Annotated in this window: 18 protein-coding genes; all 18 read right to left on the reverse strand. The window is 52.5% G+C overall.

Features of this window, described 5'->3' with window-relative positions; all coding sequences use genetic code 11:
• Positions 1-11: 11 nt before the first annotated feature.
• Positions 12-950 carry a DUF6625 family protein gene (locus SRB521_RS14010; protein WP_207215978.1) on the reverse strand — a complete coding sequence of 313 codons (939 nt, stop codon included), beginning with the start codon at positions 948-950 and terminating at the stop codon, positions 12-14.
• Between the two features lie 122 nt (positions 951-1,072).
• Positions 1,073-2,233 (reverse strand): polysaccharide pyruvyl transferase family protein, encoded by a 1,161-nt coding sequence (locus SRB521_RS14015; RefSeq protein WP_116722584.1) that lies wholly within the window; start codon positions 2,231-2,233, stop codon positions 1,073-1,075.
• 21 nt (positions 2,234-2,254) lie between these two features.
• Positions 2,255-3,337, reverse strand: a complete 1,083-nt coding sequence (locus tag SRB521_RS14020; protein WP_207215979.1) for an acyltransferase — start codon at positions 3,335-3,337, stop codon at positions 2,255-2,257.
• Complete coding sequence (locus tag SRB521_RS14025) at positions 3,301-4,314, reverse strand: DUF6625 family protein (RefSeq protein WP_129868860.1); 1,014 nt, start codon at positions 4,312-4,314, stop codon at positions 3,301-3,303. Before SRB521_RS14025 ends, SRB521_RS14020 begins: the two co-directional genes overlap by 37 nt.
• A 37-nt stretch (positions 4,315-4,351) precedes the next feature.
• Positions 4,352-5,503 (reverse strand): glycosyltransferase, encoded by a 1,152-nt coding sequence (locus SRB521_RS14030; protein ID WP_116722586.1) that lies wholly within the window; start codon positions 5,501-5,503, stop codon positions 4,352-4,354.
• 11 nt (positions 5,504-5,514) lie between these two features.
• Positions 5,515-6,399: a glycosyltransferase family 2 protein gene (locus SRB521_RS14035; RefSeq protein WP_165366648.1), complete on the reverse strand. Its 885-nt coding sequence runs from the start codon at positions 6,397-6,399 to the stop codon at positions 5,515-5,517.
• An 88-nt stretch (positions 6,400-6,487) separates the two neighbouring features.
• A complete protein-coding gene (locus SRB521_RS14040; protein WP_116722588.1) occupies positions 6,488-7,474 on the reverse strand; it encodes a glycosyltransferase family 2 protein in 987 nt (328 codons plus the stop codon).
• Positions 7,474-8,016: a DapH/DapD/GlmU-related protein gene (locus tag SRB521_RS14045; RefSeq protein ID WP_116722589.1), complete on the reverse strand. Its 543-nt coding sequence runs from the start codon at positions 8,014-8,016 to the stop codon at positions 7,474-7,476. The genes SRB521_RS14040 and SRB521_RS14045 overlap by 1 nt, the downstream gene beginning before the upstream one ends.
• Positions 8,013-9,128, reverse strand: coding sequence for a glycosyltransferase (locus SRB521_RS14050; protein ID WP_116722590.1), 1,116 nt, complete (start codon positions 9,126-9,128; stop codon positions 8,013-8,015). The genes SRB521_RS14045 and SRB521_RS14050 overlap by 4 nt, the downstream gene beginning before the upstream one ends.
• Before the next feature lie 16 nt (positions 9,129-9,144).
• A complete protein-coding gene (locus SRB521_RS14055; protein WP_116722591.1) occupies positions 9,145-10,209 on the reverse strand; it encodes a glycosyltransferase family 2 protein in 1,065 nt (354 codons plus the stop codon).
• Positions 10,209-11,180: a DUF6625 family protein gene (locus SRB521_RS14060; RefSeq protein WP_306812366.1), complete on the reverse strand. Its 972-nt coding sequence runs from the start codon at positions 11,178-11,180 to the stop codon at positions 10,209-10,211. The genes SRB521_RS14055 and SRB521_RS14060 overlap by 1 nt, the downstream gene beginning before the upstream one ends.
• An 8-nt stretch (positions 11,181-11,188) precedes the next feature.
• Complete coding sequence (locus SRB521_RS14065) at positions 11,189-12,106, reverse strand: glycosyltransferase family 2 protein (protein WP_116722593.1); 918 nt, start codon at positions 12,104-12,106, stop codon at positions 11,189-11,191.
• A 7-nt stretch (positions 12,107-12,113) separates the two neighbouring features.
• Positions 12,114-13,091 (reverse strand): glycosyltransferase family 2 protein, encoded by a 978-nt coding sequence (locus SRB521_RS14070; RefSeq protein ID WP_116722594.1) that lies wholly within the window; start codon positions 13,089-13,091, stop codon positions 12,114-12,116.
• Between the two features lie 13 nt (positions 13,092-13,104).
• On the reverse strand, positions 13,105-14,217 hold the full coding sequence (locus SRB521_RS14075) for an EpsG family protein (protein WP_075704641.1): 1,113 nt from the start codon (positions 14,215-14,217) through the stop codon (positions 13,105-13,107).
• Positions 14,214-15,302 (reverse strand): glycosyltransferase family 4 protein, encoded by a 1,089-nt coding sequence (locus tag SRB521_RS14080; protein ID WP_116722595.1) that lies wholly within the window; start codon positions 15,300-15,302, stop codon positions 14,214-14,216. The genes SRB521_RS14075 and SRB521_RS14080 overlap by 4 nt, the downstream gene beginning before the upstream one ends.
• The gene (locus SRB521_RS14085) at positions 15,299-15,940 is read right to left on the reverse strand and encodes a sugar transferase (RefSeq protein ID WP_242976602.1); all 642 of its coding nucleotides are present in this window, start codon (positions 15,938-15,940) and stop codon (positions 15,299-15,301) included. The genes SRB521_RS14080 and SRB521_RS14085 overlap by 4 nt, the downstream gene beginning before the upstream one ends.
• Positions 15,941-16,190: 250 nt before the next feature.
• A complete protein-coding gene (locus tag SRB521_RS14090) occupies positions 16,191-17,183 on the reverse strand; it encodes a lipoate--protein ligase (protein WP_242943955.1) in 993 nt (330 codons plus the stop codon).
• Positions 17,184-17,264: 81 nt separating this feature from the next.
• Positions 17,265-18,335: an S-layer homology domain-containing protein gene (locus SRB521_RS14095; protein ID WP_075704643.1), complete on the reverse strand. Its 1,071-nt coding sequence runs from the start codon at positions 18,333-18,335 to the stop codon at positions 17,265-17,267.
• Positions 18,336-18,402: the final 67 nt, after the last annotated feature.

Consider the following 18,402-nt stretch of genomic DNA (forward strand, 5'->3'; position numbering starts at 1 on the left):
CGGCGCTCCGCTCAACGCTTGGAGGCGGAGTTTTTGGCCAGCCGCTCGCGCAGTCCTTCCCGACCCTTTTGCCATCTCGCCTTATTCCAGAGCTGCCGGTTCCGGCAGATCGTATAGAGCCGCTCTATGCTGTACTCCGTGCTCACAAATTTGTCCGGGATGATATAGCAGGCGTCTTCCGTCAGCGCCTCCTGCTCCATGTTTCGCTTCGGAAAATGGAGATACAGGACCTCTTTATTTTTCCAGTATGAGCCTTTTTTCCACATCAGGAAGGCCCGCCCCCGGTCCCAGCAGCCCATACAGTTTTCCTTCCCGTAGGACCACCGCTGTTTTTCCGGCTGGAACACTGCGGTTCGAAAATAGCTGTCGTCCGGGGAGATATCCGCGATACAGTCCAGGTCGCAGGTGGGCTTCCCCGCCTGGCGGAACAGGTCGCGGATTCCCGGCGCGCCCCACTCGTCAAACATACAGTTTTCTTCCGTCGTAAAGATCCGGCGGTATGGCTCCTCCTCCCCCGCCGCAGCGGTAAACAACAGATTGATTTCCGGCGTGTTTCTGTACAGGGAAAAGTGTCCCATCCGGCCAATCTGATCGTACCGGCTGAGCATATCCTCCGTTATGAACACGCCGATGTCTCCAAACATCATATCCACGTCGCAGCAGCCCCAGAAATCATAGCCCCGCAGCTCCTCTTCCAACAGGAATCCATAGGCGGGTCTGTAATCACGCAGCTTATAAGGCCGTTCCAGCGACAATGGGAAGGAAAACTTTGTTTGGAAACGCGCTCTGAGCGCGTCAAAGCTCATCACGACACAGTGTACATTTTCGGGGTATGGAAGGGGCCTGTCATCGTCTGTGAGCAGCAGCCAATCCACATCCGGGTTATAGGCACAGGAGAGCAGGAAGAAATTAAACGATTGGGGGAGTTTCCCAAAATACGGGACAACCATACAGATCTTTTTCATATTTTTGTATCCTTTCCAGCCGCCTTGCGCGCTGCATCAGTCTCATCCCTTACTTCCAACGCCGGAGCCGGCACCCCGGCAAGCCACGGGCCCACCATTCGCCCACGTCAGGACATATCAGCCAGCCTGCACAGGGCATGGACGGCGGAAAAACTCCGGGCCCGGTATTCCGGCATCGTCTCCTGGAGCCGGATGCGTATCGCCTCCTCATGCTCCAGCATCCAGCGGAAGGCCCGCGCCAAATCATCCCTCCGCTCCATGCCTTGGACCGGTACCACATAGTGCTCCTCTGTGCCGAAAAGATCCCGGGCAATCCCTCTGGCCTTTACCGAATAGCCTGCCGCCAGCGTAGGCACGCAGGAGGAGTAGGCCGCGATGGTGGCATGCGTCCGCGCACCCACAAAGAAGCGGCACCGTCCGATGAAGCCCTTGAGCTCCATACAGTTGTGGTCCCCTACCAGCAGGACGCGGCCCGTGCCGCGGAACCGGTCGTACAGCGTCAGAAGACTCGCGCGGTCCTCATTTCCGCTTTTCTCCACATGCGGGATCAGCGCCACCTGCATCCCGGTCTCGTTCAGGATCAGCGCCACCAGTGCGGCATAATTTTCCACCACCAGATCGCCGCTCCCGTAACCCGCGGCAAGGGGGCTCACATTGATCCCTACGGTGTTCCCCGGCGAAAAGCCCTCCGGCAGAGGAAGGTCCACCCGGTCCAGTTGGAAGGCCGGGTCAGCGCAGAGGACCACGTTTTCTCTGATCCCCGCCTCCAGAAGCCCCTGATAGGTGATGGACTCCCGGGCCGTAATGAGATCATATCCCCTCATATCCTCCGCTATGGCCGGGTTCTGGAGCAGGGAAGGTTCTACCGAGCAGCCCCACAGGACCGTTTTCGCACCCCGCCGTTGGAGTTCCCGCCGGTAGATGCCGAGGATGTCCGTGCCGCCATAACAGTAATTGTCCCCGCCGATGGAGAGACAGATATCGCCCGGATGGACCGACTGGAAAAAATCCTGATGCGCGAGGCGGATATATACGGCGTCGTCGTGGCGGAGCTTAAAATGCACCGCGTGCCGCAGGCGCTCCACCGCGCCCAACTGCCGCGGTGTATCCGGCAGGAGTGTGACGGCCTCCTCCACACCGTACCGCCGGTCCTCTTCCGGCGCGGTCGTCGCCAGCACCGCCGGGGACTCCAGCATCTTGACCGTGGCGCGCACAATGGCTTCACAGCCGTGGTTTCCGCTGCCACCATGGGCGTACAGCCTGACCATATGATAGTCCCCCTCCATATGCTAAATATTTATAGGTCGATTGAGTTTATCCCAACGGTCCAGCCAGTGGTCTATCGTGCGGGAAAACAGTTTTTTTCTGCATACTGCAATCCCAGTACACAGAATAAAAATTACAACGATCGAGAGGAAAAGATGCGGAATGATCCATAATGAAGTCCAAAACGCACTACACCGGAGTAACCATTCAAACAGGAGGGCGCATGAGTTCAAATCACTATGGAGAAAATAAACATCAAATACATATTTCGATAACTCATTGATCCCCAAACTTTTTAAATCAATTTGTAAAAACAAAAGAAATATTACGACTGCGGCAACAATGTTGTTTATATATGCATACGAGAAAGGATTTATAAAATAGCTCGCAGCAAATGCACCTAATATACATATGATATATAAGGAAATTGCCCTCCCCTTGGTAATTGTTTTTATTGTCCTGCTATCTTTCCCCCAAAGACGGATATACCCGCCTATTAGGTAAAGTGTAAAAAAATTAGTTATCCCATAACCACCATCCAGCAGAGGCGCACTAAGCCCCAGCGTCGGCCATAGAGAAAAAAATCCAAGCTGCGCCAATAAAAGAATTTGATAATTTCTTTTACTTAATGTTTGCACTAGTCTGCTTATAAATGGAGCAAAAAACAGCAAAATAATATAGGTTTCCACAAACCACCTTCGGCCTTGAAAAAAGGGGAATAGTGCAAAAAAGAGGCATTTTGCCGAGAGCTCTTGTCCCATAGTGACTCCAACAGCATAAGACACTACGCCATAGAATGCAGTTAAAATTACTAGTTCCACTGCTTTCCTGAGACGGAGTCGTGTACTGATAATCATAAAAAATCCAGTAATAAGTACAAAACAATTTACCAGTGGATAAAACGCGGATGTAAAAAATTGATTTATCCACCATTGCGGTGTTGGGTAAATCGCGTAAGTAGCCGCCCCTCCCATGTTACCATTGAAGTAGTGTAGTCCTATAATTGCCATCATTCCTATGATTCTTAATAATTCCAGTGAAGAATTTCGTTCCTGTTTTTCAGGAAACTTCATATTTCTTCTCTCCTCTTTTTCCCAAATATCCATTGCCTGACGGGACCTGTTTTTTCTTTTATCCAATACACCGTCCCTCTTGCCCATTTCTTCCAATGCCTCTTATTTATAAGTCCCATTTTGAACGATCGAATACGATATTTACATGGTATTATATCACTATAAGGAATAAATTGATTTGGTACACATAAAAATCTTGTTGCTTTGTTGTAGGGAAGGCATACTTCCATTTTTCTTTTCTGAAAATGTACATACATCCATTCTTTTTTTGCCCAACCATCACCATTTTCTAGCCACTGGTATACATGTCCGTCTTCCCAGCTCGCAAAAGATGCCCTTTTCTCGACACTCCACCTTCGTTTAGATATATCTACGCAATCGAGTTCTAGCATAACGCGGTGAAAGTTCTCTTCATATGCTTCGACATCGAAAAAATCGTTAAAAAACCAGACTCTTTTTTTCTGGTTAATAAAAATATCATTAATATTAATCCCAAACCATTCGTCAAATGCAAAATGTGCGCTGGAAGTTAGTACTTCTTTATAGCGTTCATGTCCATAAATGCGCTTCATAAAAAGCGTATTTATTTCCTCTGTGTTGCGATATAACGTAAAATGGCCTAGATGTCCTATCTTATCATACTGTTCCAGCTTATTATCCGGAAGAAACTTGCGGATATCTCCAAACAACATGTCTGCATCGCTATAACCCCAATAATCATAATCCTTCAAATAATCATTGAACAGGTATCCGGTCATTACCTTATAATCGCAGAGCTTATAGGGACTATCTAACACAATCGGAAAATCAAATTTACTTTGGAACCACTTCTTTAATTCCTGAAATGTCATTTGGACCCTCAAAACATTTTTCGGATACTCAACCACCTCCATAATATCTGTAAAAACAATCCAATCTATTGTTGGATTGTTCTCACAAGATCTTAAAAACAATGCAAAATAGTTCGGAAATTTACCGTAATAAGGGACAACAATTCCTATTTTTTTCATAAGATTTCCTCATAAATGGTTGTCCATTCTTTTAGTGTCATTCATCAAATAACTGATAGTATTTTGATAAAAGGCACTCCATTGGGTTTGTTTGCTTTTTTAAATTATCCATTAAATACTCTTTCAGCCCATCCTGTGTTATCAGCTGTTTTATGGCGGCATAAATTTCTTCTGGTTTCACCCCTACAATTAAGGCCGTTTCCCCATGCTTGAACTGCTCCCTCATTCCACACACATCAGTAACTACAATTGGCTTTTGAAGCACCTTCGCTTCTATTGTCGTTGTGCAGTATGCCTCATAGTACGAAGGCTGTATATAAATATCACATAATTTAATATATGGATATGGATTAGCTTGATTGCCCGCAAAAATTACTTTATCTTCCAATCCATACTCATGACACTTTTCTTTTGAACTTGCCGCCATATCCCCATCCCCTATCCAAAACCATTGAAAGGGGATGCCATCTTGGGCCAGCATCTGTGCGGTCTTTAATAGAATATCTGGCCCCTTTTGATGCGTCAGCCTTCCTACTGTCACCAACTGCTGCACATCAGGTTTTTTACTGAATAGAACTCTTTCTTGTGCCTTTGTTTTAATTTCGCTCCAATCGACAATATTATATAAAACTTTAATTTTATTTGATAGCTCAGGAAACACCTCTAACAGTATGTCTCTATCTCCATTTGACACTGCAATAATTGAATCAAATCGTGGGTAGTACTGTTTATCAAGCATATATCTCTTTTCTATCACATACCGGCCCTCATGGTGCCACATATATTTTTTTCGGGCATTTATTTGGTCTATCACATAATAGGGAACATATCCCGTGTGCGCATAAGCAATGGCGATATCATATGTATTATCCGGCGCATGGAACATCTTCCATGGTTTCCATCCCCATTTATTCCTAATTCGGAACAGCAAATATCTTGCATAATCCGCTATCCGAGCCTTTCGTTTTCTCATTTCCCCAACTGTATTTTCTGTATCCATAACATAATCGGCCGGATTGAGCAAATTCACTTTTGCTTTCAAATTCGGTAACATTCCATATTCTGGATTCATTGGAAGTAGGTCAATATCATAGCGTGTATAATCTATTGCATTTAACAGATTAATCATGCACCTCTCAATACCGCCCACTCCAATTCCATAACAGCAAAATAGTATCTTCTTTTTCATTCTATATAACCTTATCGAATCATTTTCTTTATACAAAATACGGCAGCACACATTTTTATAACAATTGTAGGAACACTTATATATAAAGCAATTTCTCTACACGAATGTTTCTCCTTTAAATCGCAGTAAAAGCTATAATACATTTTCCATCTCTTTTTTAGCGAATACTCCAGGTACTGTGCTTTCTCCTTCTGCCATACCCCATATCCCCACGGATTTTGAGCGCAAATATTCTGGATATTCTTTGTAAGTCCATCATTTTGATGTTCCCATAAATAAATCACATCATTAAAACAACGCACTTGGTATCCATCGCGTGCCATTCTATTCCATGCAACTGCTTCTGGTACGAAAGTTTCTTCTTTGAATTCTGGATACTTATATTTCCGATGCACATCTGTGTAGAACACCCATGGTCTATCGTATCCAATGAATTGTCCACTTTCAGGATATCGGTTTAAAAAAGTAGCATCAACATATTCCTCTTTAAAAATGGGATTTGTCGGTTCTCCGCTCATGTCTCCATCACTGCCAGCAAAACCGCAGAACTTTTTATTCACCGGAAGTGTTTGTTCCCATTGGTCTATCTTCTCCAATGCGTTCTTTGTTAGCATATCATCAGAATCTACAACAAAAAATAATTTACCTCTGGCCAAATCAAGTGCATGATTGATTGCTTTCTGTTTTCCCTGATTTTCTTGGTATACATAATGAATTGGAAACGTATTTCCCCGCATCATCCATTCCTCTACCAGTTCCCTTGTGTTATCACAAGAACCATCATCTATAATGAGCCATTCAAATGCAGAGAAGGTCTGTTCCTGTAGGCAACGGTAAACCCTTTCTAATATGTACCCTCTGTTATACGTTGGTGTAAAAACTGTAATATATATCACAATTTAAATATCCTCCACCTAATGATAGCTTTCAGTTTTAGACTCCTTAAAACCCGTAGGTCCGCAATATCTTCAAATTATATAACAATCATACGTCATATTTATGTGCCGCACCTGTCGCCGTATCATACGCCTTCCGTACCATGCGGTACAGGGGGCGGGCATACAGCGCCCCCAGCGCCATGCAGCGCAGCTTTGCCGGGAGCTTGTCCAGCTCTCTCCGCACCGCGTAAAGTTTTTTTCGAGCCGATGAGGCGATTTCCGGGAATTGGTCTTGTGTGCAGTTTCCTGTCAGCACCCGAACATACCGCTCCAGCGCCGCCCCGTGAAGGCGATCATTTCCCATCGTGTCCTGGTACAGCCGCTCCATGACCCGCTGCGGATCTGAAAACTTATACCCCTGGGGCCGCGAAGTTGCGGCAGATCCCCGTCGAATCATATAATGATATTTACACTGATCGGTGTAGATTGAACGATCCGCATCGGAAAACAGGATAAAGTTCATCAAAAGGTCCTCGTTGATGCGAATGTCCCTGTCCAGTGTGGGCCGTGTCAGCAGGCTTTGCAGCAACTCGGCCCGGTACAGCTTATTCCAGAGCCCTGGTTCCACAAACTTCCCGCAGATCAGGTCGTAAAGCCCTGTCTCCCGATCCTGCTCCACGGTACGCCCGGTATTATAGTACCAATCCACCCGACCGTTGGGAAATACCATCTGATAACCGCAGTGGGAGATATCAGCCCTATGCGTTTCCGCCTGCCGGAACAGCAGTTCAAACATGTCCGGCTCCACATAGTCGTCTCCATCGGCAAACCCGATATATTCCCCGGTCGCCAGCTTCAGCCCTGCGAAGCGGGCGCTGGTAACGCCGCCGTTTTTCTGATGGACCGGTATGATCCGCCCCTCCCGCTCCGCATATGCCTCCAGAATCGCCCCGGTCCCGTCTTTAGAGCCGTCGTCCACCACAATGATCTCCAGATCGACGTGGGTTTGTGCCAGGAGGCTGTCCAGGCAGCGCCCCAGATAGGGGGCGATATTATAGGCCGGGACGATCACGCTGATCCTTCGTCCGCCCATCAGTCGATATACCCTATGCGGCCTGAGAGCTCGCTTTTCATCTGTTCCCGCTTCTCCATGGACACGTCCCGCCGGAGCGTATACTCCTCTCCATAGCACGGTGCATGCGCCATACGGGCGCGCTCCTTCTCCAGATATGCCTCCGTCGTGCAGAGGACCCGCGCCGGACAGCCCGCAGCCACCATACCGGCCGGAATATCGTGGGTCACCGTGCTGTTGACGCCGATGATCACATCATCCCCGATGGTCACACCGGGCAGCACCACAGAGGACGCGCCAATAAACACGTTGTTTCCAATGGTTACACGCCCGATCTTGGTGTATCCCAGCGCCGTTTTGGTACTGGCATCATGGCAGAGGATGTGTACGCCGGGGGCCATGGTCACCCGGTCGCCGATGTCTATGAGCCAGCAGTGAGACGGGTCCAGGATTACGCCTTTCAGCCGCTTGAAATCCTTCCCGACATGCATCCCCATGGAGACCAGCCGTTCTGTGGTGTGCTCCCCCCTGAGGCGATAGACAAATTCTTTTAAGGGGTTCATAGCTTATCCAGCATCTCCTCTACGGCCCGGACCGTCTGCCCCGTGGAAAATCGGCGTCCCCGTTCCCTGGCCTTCTCTTTATAGTGGCTGAGCCTCTCCGGCGCCGTGAGCATCTCTTTCACGCCCTGATACAGCGCCTCTTCGCTGTTTTCTGTGATCACGCCGTACTCATTCTCCCCCAACATCTCCCGCATACCGGACACCTCCGTGGTGACCACAGGCGTCCCAACGATGAGGGCCTCGGTGACGGCGGTGGAAAAGCCCTCTGCATGGGAGGCGCATACAAACAGATCGCAGGCTGCTACATATTTATAGGGATTGGTCTGATAGCCCAGGAACGTAAAGGTGTCGGAAAGTCCGTTTTCCGCGGCCCATGCCTCCAGCCCCTTCCTTTGAAATCCCTCTCCCAGAATATAAGTATGTACGGGCAATCCGTCCTCTTCCCGAAGCCTTTTGTGGATACGGGCCAGCCGGTCAAAGCCCTTATTCGGCACGACCTTTCCTACCCCAATCAGCTTGATCTCCCCGTCTGGAGTGCTCTTATCCTCCACCGGCTCCGCCGCATCCCTCAAGATTTCATCACTGTCCACTGTATTGTACAGTACCTCAGTATCTCTCATCGGAATCCACCGACAGAATGCGGTCCTCACCTCTTGTGACACAAAAACACCGATATGAAATTTTCCATAGCAGGTCCTTGCCTCCTGAAAGCTTCGAAACCCGACTCCAATGGTTTCCTGGGATTCCATGGTACAGTGAACCCAAGATACCAGCTTTGTCCCGTCCCGGGGGCATCCACTGACAATACGGGCGCTGGGTCCCTCCAAATAGGAGACGATGGCATCATAGCGCCCCTTAATATAGTACCGGAATAACCGTTCAGGGGAAAACAGTTTCATGACGCGGCTGTTACCCGGAAAGGGCCGCTTGTGCCCCACGATCAGCCGGATATCCGGATTCAAAAACGGTTCGTTGACTCCGCCTCCGAACAGGGCAAGGACTGTAACATCGAATTTGCTTCGGTCCATGTGATTGACCAGGTTGACCAGGACCTTTTCAGCTCCACCCAGGTGCAGATCATGAATGACAAAAAGCACCTGTTTTTTCAACATTTGACCCATACGCTTCTTACCCCATGTTCCCTATTGATGACCGCTCCAATGGGTAACGTGCTTTTTCAAATATATCCTTTATCCCGGGCTTCTCCACTAGGGCTTTTATTCCCGCCTCAACCATCCCTGCTAGCCTCATACGGCTTTCGAACAGATAGGGATGTCTCAGGTAAAACCGAATCTCTCTTTTATCTCTTTCCCCAAGCCCCAACAGATCATAATCCCTAAACTTTTTAAACAGCGCATGCGTCCGAATCGTCTGCTCTAAAATATCTCGTCTACAGCCATACTTGAAATGCCACACTGCCATCTCTTTCATCAGCCAGCAGCACACTTCCTCTTGCATATTTATCCATATTTCGTTATCTATATGATATACCTTCGCCAGCTCCAGCCGCCCGTTTATATAGGGAAGGAACTTTTGTATGCCGTCTTTTTTGCGCCGGGAAAGGGATCCCGGCGTCTTTCGGTAAGCGACGAGCGGGATCTCAGTACAAATGATCCTATTCGAAAAATATATTGCTGCTGTTTTAAACACCTCGTCCTCTCCGTCGTTTATTCCAACTGGGAAATGCAATTGGTGCTGAAGTAAAAATGTATTTTTATACAGCATGGTCCAAAAAAAGGAAAATCTCCAGGGGTCTCTTTTCTCCTCGCCGGCGTACTCGCCCCTCAGTCCCGCCTGTAAGCGAAACCGTGTCATTGACTCATTACAGTAATAGTATGCAAAATTGATGATATCCGCATCACTTTCTTCCACATATTTGCAGAGGGCAGATGTCATCGCTCCAGGCACCCAAGCATCATCGGAATCCAGAAATGCAACATATCTGCCTGTGGCATGCTTGATACCGTAATTACGCGCACTTGAAACTCCGCCGTTTTCTTTTTGAAATATCTTTATGCGCGGGTCCCTTGCTTGGTATCTTTTGCAAACCTCCGCGCTGCGGTCACTTGAGCCATCGTCAACCACAATGATCTCTAATGATCGGCAGGGTTGATTGAGGACGCTCTCAAGCGCATCCACAATGAGTTTTTCGCGGTTATACACCGGGATAATGACACTTATTAGAGGTCCCATTATATATTATCCCCCCGGAATACATTGCTGCACACAAAATTTCGATCCTTTAGCCGTTTTTTCAGGCTTTGCCACTTCACCGCCGGATACTGGTAATTCAGTACCCGGTACTTCCTGCAATTTCGCAACAGTTGTTCCGGCCGCTGGGGCCCCGGAAGGAACCGGTTGGGCAGGATAAAGTACTCCTCTGCCCCACAGACCCGCTCCACATGCCTCATCCTGCGTTTTTGGAGGTGTACATAGGGCCGCTCCCTTTCGCAAAGCATCCCATCCGCCCAACTGTACTGATACAGCCGACCCGCCTTCCACCGGAACACGCTGTTATCCGCTGTTTCCCTGATGTACCGCTTTGCCGCTTGATCGTACCACACCAGCCGAAACGAGGTATAGTAGGGGTCGACATCCGCGCCAATGGCCTCAGCGAGGAGGGGCCAACCGTGGCATGCATAGCTTTGATTGATATTCCCGGGCATCCATTCGTCAAAGCCGCAACTTCCAGGCGTCGAAAATACTTCCCGATACCGGGATGCCCCGTTGATGGGCTCCATAAATCTCACATTGTTTTCCGGCTTATTCCGATACAGAGTAAAGTGCCCCAACGTATACAGCTTGTCATATCGCTCTAGGAGCTCGGGCGTGACAAACCGCCCCAGCTCTCCAAAAATCTGGTCCATATCACAGTGACCCCAAAAATCAAATCCACTCAGATATGACTTAAAAAGGTATCCGTACGCACATTTATAATCGCACAGCTTCTGCGGCGTCTTTAAGGAGATCGGAAAGTCAAACTTATTCTGGATGAGCTCACGGCACCGCTGGAACGTCATGGAGATAATTTTTACATTGTTCGGCAGATCGCACGGGACACCAGAATCGGTCAGGATCAGCCATGTATAATCGGGGTTTGCCGCACATGATTGAAAAAACAGGGGAGCATATTCGGGAAAGGCGCCAAAATAGGGGAGTACCATCGCAATTTTCACGTCTTCGTCCGCCTCCTGATCCAAAGATACAGCGCCAGCCCCATTGGGGCACAGAGCAGGGTCAAGCCTTTCCTGGGCGTGTGTGAAAAGAACGCCCAATCCCCTGCCAGCAGACTTTCCGCCACATAGTGGATTGCGGCGTTGGCACGCAGGCGCAGGGTCGGGGCATACTCCAGCACAAACTTCCGCTCGTCGCAAAAGCCTTTGGGATTGCGGACATATTGAGACAACATATGGTTTGTGCTGCCATCCTCCTGATACTCCACCACACAGACCGGCCGGTTATAAACTAAAATGGCATTATCCCGCTCGATGCGGTGCTGCTTATAGTAAAGGCTGTAATATTTCTCACCGGGAAACTCGGGAATAGGAGGATATCGGTTGATCACCGCGGTTACACCAATGAATTTTTTGTCCCCTCGGTTGTGGAAGACCTTCTTCTTCCCGTCCGTACCGACATAGTGTACCTCTTTATAGCCCCAACCTTTGAATTCCTTCAAATCGTCTGGAAAGGGCAGGCCGACAATCCTGCCATCCTCAAAGCGGTCCAGTGCATAAATCCCTCCAATGTCCTCTCTTTGATGTTCCCTCCAGAAGGCCAGCAGCTCTTCGATGGCGGTATCCGTCAAATAGTCGTCAGAATCCACATTAATGCTCAGTTCTGTGTCTATTCTCGCGTAGGCGCAGTTATACCCGGTATGCATTCCGCCATTTTCTTTATAGAGATACACGATCTCAAACCCATTTTCTGCCCTCTGCCAGCCCTCCACGATATCCTTTGTCTGGTCGGTGGACCCATCATCAATAATAAGCCACACAAAATCTTTGCAGCTCTGGCGGCAGAGGCTCTCATAGCACCGATGCAGGCAGTACGCCCGGTTATAGGTTGGGGTGAATACTGTAATGGCCGCCATATTCTTCCTACTTTCGAATTGCTGCATAGCCCCTGCACAAGAGGCACAGGGCCCGATATCCCAAGAGCCGGTCCACTACATACAGCAGCTGCACTTTTCGACTCGCAGCATTGTAACGCAGAAGCCACCGCTTTTCCCGCATCTCCTGCACCAGTCCGCGCCCCTCCGGCCCGTTGACTGAGGGTGCGCACACCAGGAAGGTGCCAAATTGGTAGGCCACATAGCTCCAGTACAACTCTTTTATCGCCGTGCTCGCTCCCATCTCCTGAGGCAATTGGAGGCACAGCTCTATATTTTCCTTCAAATCCCGCAGGCTTTTCAAGTTCATTGTGCGGGTAATGGAGCCCGTTCTCTGCCGGTATCGGTAAAATCGGCAGGCGCTGAGGCCGAAAGACTTCGCGGCCAGCGCCAAGCGTGCGCACCAGTCGATATCCTCTGAGGTCACGCCTTCCCGAAATCTGAGGTCGCACGAGGAAAACAGCTCCCGCCGAACCGCCTTGTTCCAGGCACAGGCGGTATAACAGCCCTTTTGAAGCAAGTAGCCGAGCTGTGCCTCCCGCCCGGAGACCGGGCACCCCTCTGCGATGTCCGGGCCGATCCACCGCCCCCGCTCCGCGCCATTGGGTTCATACCATTTGGAAAAGCCGAATACCACCACATCCGATGTGAGCTGGGGGATCAGCCGTGCAAGTCCCTCCGGCTCCGCCCAGAAGTCATCTCCGTCCAGAAAGAGGATATACTCTCCTGTGGCCCGACACAGTCCGGCGTTTCTTGCGGAGGATAGCCCTCCGTTTTCCTTGTGCATCACGGTGATCCTGGCATCATTCTTTGCATATTCGTCACAAATGACACCGCAGCGGTCCGGCGATCCATCCTCCACCAAAATCAGTTCCCATTCCCGGTGAGTCTGGCACAGTACGCTCTCAATACACGCCCGCAGATAGCGTTCCACCTGATAAACAGGGACAATGATGGATACCTTCACTTTCTCATCTCCTCTATACCAGCCCCGCTATGAATGCAAAAAAGGAAACCCCGTGGTACGTGAACCCCCAGTTATCATACAGGAAAAACACCAGGAAGCATGCCGTGGCACACAGCTTGACCAGCCTGGCGGAACGGCGTTCAAAGATCTGATCGATCATCCACGGGAGGCTACACGCCGCGCCCAGCTCAAAATATGTGGCCAGCCGCCCAAACATATTGGCTCCGTTGACGGTTGCCATGAGCATGAACATAAGGCTGACGATGCTCATATTAATCAGCACAGCCTCCTGCCTCCCCATTGCCGGAAACAGCCGCCGCCGGAAAATCAGGGACATCGCCGGCACCACGGCAAAGACCGCTACCCGCAGGGGATTCATCTGATTGCCGTCAAATACCTCAAACTCCGCCACATGCTTGCCCATAGAGTCCGCATAGGAGAGGAGCGTGCCGATGGAGTCCTCGAAGGTGAGCATCACCGTCACAGTCGCCAGCGCAACAAGGAGAATCCTCCCGCCCCAGGGCTTTCCGGTCAGCAGCGGCAGAAACACAAACAGGAACGCATAGGTGTGGAGGAGCCCCGCCAGCGCTACGATGATATAATATTTCGCCCATTTCCGTTCGTTCAGCGCCGGGACCGCCAAGGTCAGCACCGCCATGGCCGTGATCTGTTTCATGGCGGCCATGGAGAATACATAGGCCCCGATTCCAAAGAACAGCCAGAGGCCAAACGCGAAATTTCCGTCCGCGGTATACCGCTGGACAAAGCGGATCAGCAGCACTTCGTTGACTGCTGCAAAGATCAGCAGATAAATATGGTAGTTGTCCGTGACCGTGCGAATCAGAGCGGTCAGCCCATAAAACAGGGGATTGTGCAGAACATGAAGGTTTTCACTGTCCGACAGGAAGGCCCCGATGGTCTCAGCGCTCTGAAATCCCCGAATATAGGCGGCAGTATCATTGTAATCGGTCCGCAGCCCAGCGAAGAGGGAGAGGATCACCACTATCGCCAGCACAAACAGGTCCCACCGGGGCTTATTCCCCCTCTCACGGATTCCGCCGCCGTACCACTGAGAGAGCTGTGCCAGTACGACAGAGGAGGCACATACCAGAAGCAGCGTGGTCATAAGCCCTCCTCCTGCATCGCTGCGAGGACCCTGCGCACCACGTTGGCGCGGTTAAAACACGCCTCCATATGTACCCGACCGGCCCGGCCCATCTCCTCCCTCCGGATAGGGGGCAGCTCCACGAAGCGGCGCATGGCATGATAAAGCGCCTGGGCGTCGCCGGGCGGGCAGAGGAACCCGTTCTCCCCGTCGCACACCGCCTCCCGGCAGCCCGGAATATCCGAGGTGATGAGGGCACGCCCACTGGACGCCGCCTCCAGCAGTACGTTGGACATTCCCTCATGGTAGGAGGGGAGCACCACGCAGCTCGCCTCCTCATAAAATGGGCGGACATCCTCCTGAAAGCCGTGAAAATCCACCACGCCTTCCCGGACCAGCCCCTCCACCGCCTCCCGGTATGCATCCTCAAAAAACCCCACCATATCGAACCCGATCTCCGCGCCGAAGACCTCCTTTAGGCGCTGGGCAGCCCAAAACAGCTCTTCCACACCCTTTTCCCTCATGATACGGCCCACAAAGAGGAAGCGGACCCGCCCGTTTTCCCTGTAGGGACGCAGGGGGTACTCCGCCAGACTGACGCCCGCCCCAGGGAGCACACACGCCTTCTTCTGCGGGATAATATGCCTTTGAAAAAACAGCGCCGCATTGTCGCTGTTTTCAAAAAATACCCGTCTCGCGCCGCTCAATGCCGTCCGGTACAAAACTGTGACCAGCCGGGCCAGGCCGGGGCGCTGGAACGCCGTGCCCAGCCCCTGGACATTGGCGCAATAGGGGACTCTCATCATCCGGCATGCCAGACCGCCGTAAATATTGGGCTTGATGGAATAGGTCAGCACCAGATCCGGCCGCTCCGCACGGAGCAGCTGCCGATAGGCGCGCAGCAGCTTGAGATCCGTGGCGGGGTTGACGCCTCTGCGGTCTACCGGCGTCTCCAGGCATCGGCAACCCATGTGTTCAAAATCTTCCTCATGCCCCACAAAAGGGGTGCTGATGACCACTTCATTTTCTTCCAGAAGGGTGGAAATGAGCTCCTTCCGGAACCTCCAGAGCATATAGGAGTGGTTTGTGAGCACCAGTATCTTCATCTCGTTTCCTTCCTGTCCCGGCGCTCCATGGCGCCCGTGCCGCCCTCCACCACGCCGCTCTGCCGGAACACGGCCAGGAAGGTGCCGAAAAAGCACTTGAGGTCGATGGCCGGTCCCAAGTGCTCCAGATAATAGCGGTCCAGGGCGGCCTTCTCCTGAATTTCCAGCTCATCCCGGCCGTGGATCTGCGCCCAGCCGGTCAGCCCGGGGCGGAGCTGATGGAGACCGCAGCGGTCCCGCTCCCGGATCAGGTCGGTTTGATTGTACAGGCTGGGCCGGTAGGACACGATGTGAAGGGACCCGGTCAGGATATTCAGGAGCTGCGGCAGCTCATCCAGTGAGGTTTTCCGCAGGACCTTTCCCACCCTGGTGATGTACTGCTCCGGATGCTCCAGCAGATGGGTAGGCTTGTCATGGGGGGTATCGCTCTTCATGGTGCGGAATTTGAGGATGTGGAAGGGACGCTTTCCACGCCCCACCCGCCTCTGGGTGAACAGAACGGGAAAGCCGTCGTCCAGCACAATGGCGATCCCAATGGCCAGCAGCACCGGAGAGAGCAGGACCAGCCCCAGCAGTGAGAGCGCCACGTCGGCGGCCCGTTTGACACCGATATAAAACCGCTGCGCTCCCGTCAGCATATGGGGCGCCTGAGCCCTCTCCTGAACGGCGGCGTTTTCCATTGGAATTCCTCCCCGGCCGCAACTGCGCGGCATTCATTTTCCGCCCTGCCATTGGTAATAGTAATATTTTATCATCTGTGCCTGGGATGTGCAATGGCGCAGCGCTCAATCTCGTCAAAAAGGTCCTGTTTTCTCCTCTTTCCGCGCCTCCTGCCTACAAAACTAACCGCGCCGCGCTCAGCCCAAGGGCAGAACGCGGCGCGGTCCGTCACTGCAGCAGGACCTCCAGAAAGGTCTCCAGGTCCATGTGGTTAAAATATGTTCCGATCTCCAGGTCCTTCAGGGCGGTGCGGATGGCCGCCGCCTCCATGGGGCAGCCCGACAACCTGCGCGCCAACGACTGCGTATCTTCATTCCCAAAATAGTCTCCATAGAAAGCGACGTCCCGCAGGATCCCTTTCTGCACATCCAAAAAAATCTCCAGCTTTCCGCATCCGTCCACCTGCCGGGCCTTGCGGAGCCGGTATGCGGGGGAGGCCCCGTAGTTCCAGCTCCACTGATCATAGCGCTCCGCCTGAAGGGCCCGGATCTCCGCAAGCTGCCCCTGGGAGAGGCGGTAGGGCTGCAGAGCGTACTCCTGGAACAGGAAGTCGCGCAGGGCGGCAAAAAACGCCTCGGTGGAGATGTCTCCGGCAATATAAGGGCGCACATTGGTCACCCTGCTTCGGACCGACTGGATCCCCTTCCCCTCCAGTTTATCCCGGGATACCGTCAGCGCCTTTCCCACCACCTCCAAGTCGGAGTCATACAGAATGGTGCCGTGGTGCATGGTCCGTCCCTGTTTCCCGTACTGGGAATTCCCGGAGAACTTCTTGCCGTCAATGGTCATATCGTTCCGCCCGTTGATCTCCGCATGGACTCCAAAGTGCTCCAGCGCCTTCACAATAGGGCGGCAAAAGGTGGAAAAGTCAAAGGCAGCCGTGGCGCCGCTGTCTACAATAAAGGTAAAGTTGATGTTCCCCAGGTCATGGTACACCGCCCCGCCGCCGGAGAGCCGGCGTACCACCCGGATTCCATGCTCCTTTACATAGGCGGCGTTGATCTCGCCGACGGTATTCTGGTTTTTCCCCACAATGATGGCGTTGTCGTTTTGCCAGAGCATGCAGTATGCATGGGCCCGGTCCAGCCGGTCAAAGACATACTGCTCCAACGCCAGGTTGAATCCGGGATCATGGCTGCCACTCTCCAGATAATACATCATGCCGCATACCCCTCCTGATTTCTGTGCTCCCGCCGTTTTTTGGGGCCGGACGCCGCGTGCGGCATCCGGCCCCGATTGACGTTATTCCGAAGTTCCGCTCTCCCCGGACGCCGGGGTATAGTGGAATGTGATCTTCACCGCAGGTCCCTCTTCGCCCTGCCGCAGGTAGAGCGTGGAGGTTTTCTCCACCTCATTGGCGTCGATATCCGCCGTTTCCGCGCCATTGACGTAGACCATCAGGCTGTCCAGACGATGGGCCTCCGAGAGGGCATCGCTGCTCTTGGCCTGGAACCAAGTCTCTCCGTCCCGGCTGTATGTAAGCGTCTCCACCCGGACCAGGCCGCCCAGCTGGAGCTGTACACCCATCCATTTCCCGGCCTCGCGGGGCTGGCCGGGGCCGTCGGCATCCGCTTCCTGCCCGGTCAGGGCCTCCAGGCCGGAGAGCGCCACGGTATAGCCCTCCTCTGACGCCGTCACAGTCTCCACCCGGAACTTTCCGTCGTTCACCTGCCGGGCCGCACCCTCTGCCAGCACCCCTTCGGCGTCTCTGGTCCGGACGATCAGCCCGGTGATCAGGCCCTCCTCCTCCACGGCCGCAGTGAGGCTCTGGACCATCTCGGCATAGGTCACGGTGCTCGCAGGGCGGAACAGCCCCTGCGAGCCCTGCATGACACCGGCCTGGGTCACTGCGGACACAGCCCCTTCCGCCCAGCCGGCGATCTCCGCCGCGTCGGTATAGTCCGTCTGTCCGCCCGCGGAGAGGTGGAAGGCCCGGTCCAGCATCACCGCAGTCTCCTGACGGGTCACGGCCGCGTCGGGCAGAAGCTGTCCGGTCCCGTTCCCCTGCAATACTCCGGCGTCTACCAGGCGCAGCAGCGCGCCGGAATGGGCGTCCTCCGCCCTGATGTCGGTAAAACGGTTCTCCGCCTCCTGGGTGTAGGTCATCACCCGGTCGATGGCGGCGGCCACCTCCCCCCGGGTCATCACATGCTCCGGGGACATGCTCTGATCCAGCTTGCCGCAGTCCTCCCAGCGCTTTGCCGCCTGTGACGCCCAGGCCGGAAAGTCCTCCGAGGCCGCCGAGGCCGGAAAGGTCAGCATACCGATGCAGAGTGCGGCCGCCGTACAGGCCGCGATCCTCTTATGTCTCATCTGTTTTCGCCTCCAAGAATCGAAATCATGCAGCAGCGGCGCGCATGGCGCGCTGTGTGGAGTCATT

This window comes from Intestinimonas butyriciproducens (assembly GCF_004154955.1).
GTDB classification, from domain to species: Bacteria; Bacillota; Clostridia; order Oscillospirales; family Oscillospiraceae; genus Intestinimonas; species Intestinimonas butyriciproducens.

Excerpts from the sequence above, each read along its gene's own strand:
- SRB521_RS14080 (WP_116722595.1), bottom strand. The coding sequence starts at position 15,302 with ATGAAGATACTGGTGCTCACAAACCACTCCTATATGCTCTGGAGGTTC.
- SRB521_RS14075 (WP_075704641.1), bottom strand. The coding sequence starts at position 14,217 with ATGACCACGCTGCTTCTGGTATGTGCCTCCTCTGTCGTACTGGCACAG.
- SRB521_RS14015 (WP_116722584.1), bottom strand. The coding sequence starts at position 2,233 with ATGGTCAGGCTGTACGCCCATGGTGGCAGCGGAAACCACGGCTGTGAA.
- SRB521_RS14095 (WP_075704643.1), bottom strand. The coding sequence starts at position 18,335 with ATGAGACATAAGAGGATCGCGGCCTGTACGGCGGCCGCACTCTGCATC.
- SRB521_RS14030 (WP_116722586.1), bottom strand. The coding sequence starts at position 5,503 with ATGAAAAAGAAGATACTATTTTGCTGTTATGGAATTGGAGTGGGCGGT.
- SRB521_RS14045 (WP_116722589.1), bottom strand. The coding sequence starts at position 8,016 with ATGAACCCCTTAAAAGAATTTGTCTATCGCCTCAGGGGGGAGCACACC.
- SRB521_RS14060 (WP_306812366.1), bottom strand. The coding sequence starts at position 11,180 with ATGGTACTCCCCTATTTTGGCGCCTTTCCCGAATATGCTCCCCTGTTT.
- SRB521_RS14010 (WP_207215978.1), bottom strand. The coding sequence starts at position 950 with ATGGTTGTCCCGTATTTTGGGAAACTCCCCCAATCGTTTAATTTCTTC.
- SRB521_RS14025 (WP_129868860.1), bottom strand. The coding sequence starts at position 4,314 with ATGAAAAAAATAGGAATTGTTGTCCCTTATTACGGTAAATTTCCGAAC.
- SRB521_RS14065 (WP_116722593.1), bottom strand. The coding sequence starts at position 12,106 with ATGGCGGCCATTACAGTATTCACCCCAACCTATAACCGGGCGTACTGC.
- SRB521_RS14050 (WP_116722590.1), bottom strand. The coding sequence starts at position 9,128 with ATGTTGAAAAAACAGGTGCTTTTTGTCATTCATGATCTGCACCTGGGT.
- SRB521_RS14085 (WP_242976602.1), bottom strand. The coding sequence starts at position 15,940 with ATGCTGACGGGAGCGCAGCGGTTTTATATCGGTGTCAAACGGGCCGCC.
- SRB521_RS14040 (WP_116722588.1), bottom strand. The coding sequence starts at position 7,474 with ATGGGCGGACGAAGGATCAGCGTGATCGTCCCGGCCTATAATATCGCC.
- SRB521_RS14020 (WP_207215979.1), bottom strand. The coding sequence starts at position 3,337 with ATGGATATTTGGGAAAAAGAGGAGAGAAGAAATATGAAGTTTCCTGAA.
- SRB521_RS14090 (WP_242943955.1), bottom strand. The coding sequence starts at position 17,183 with ATGATGTATTATCTGGAGAGTGGCAGCCATGATCCCGGATTCAACCTG.
- SRB521_RS14055 (WP_116722591.1), bottom strand. The coding sequence starts at position 10,209 with ATGGGACCTCTAATAAGTGTCATTATCCCGGTGTATAACCGCGAAAAA.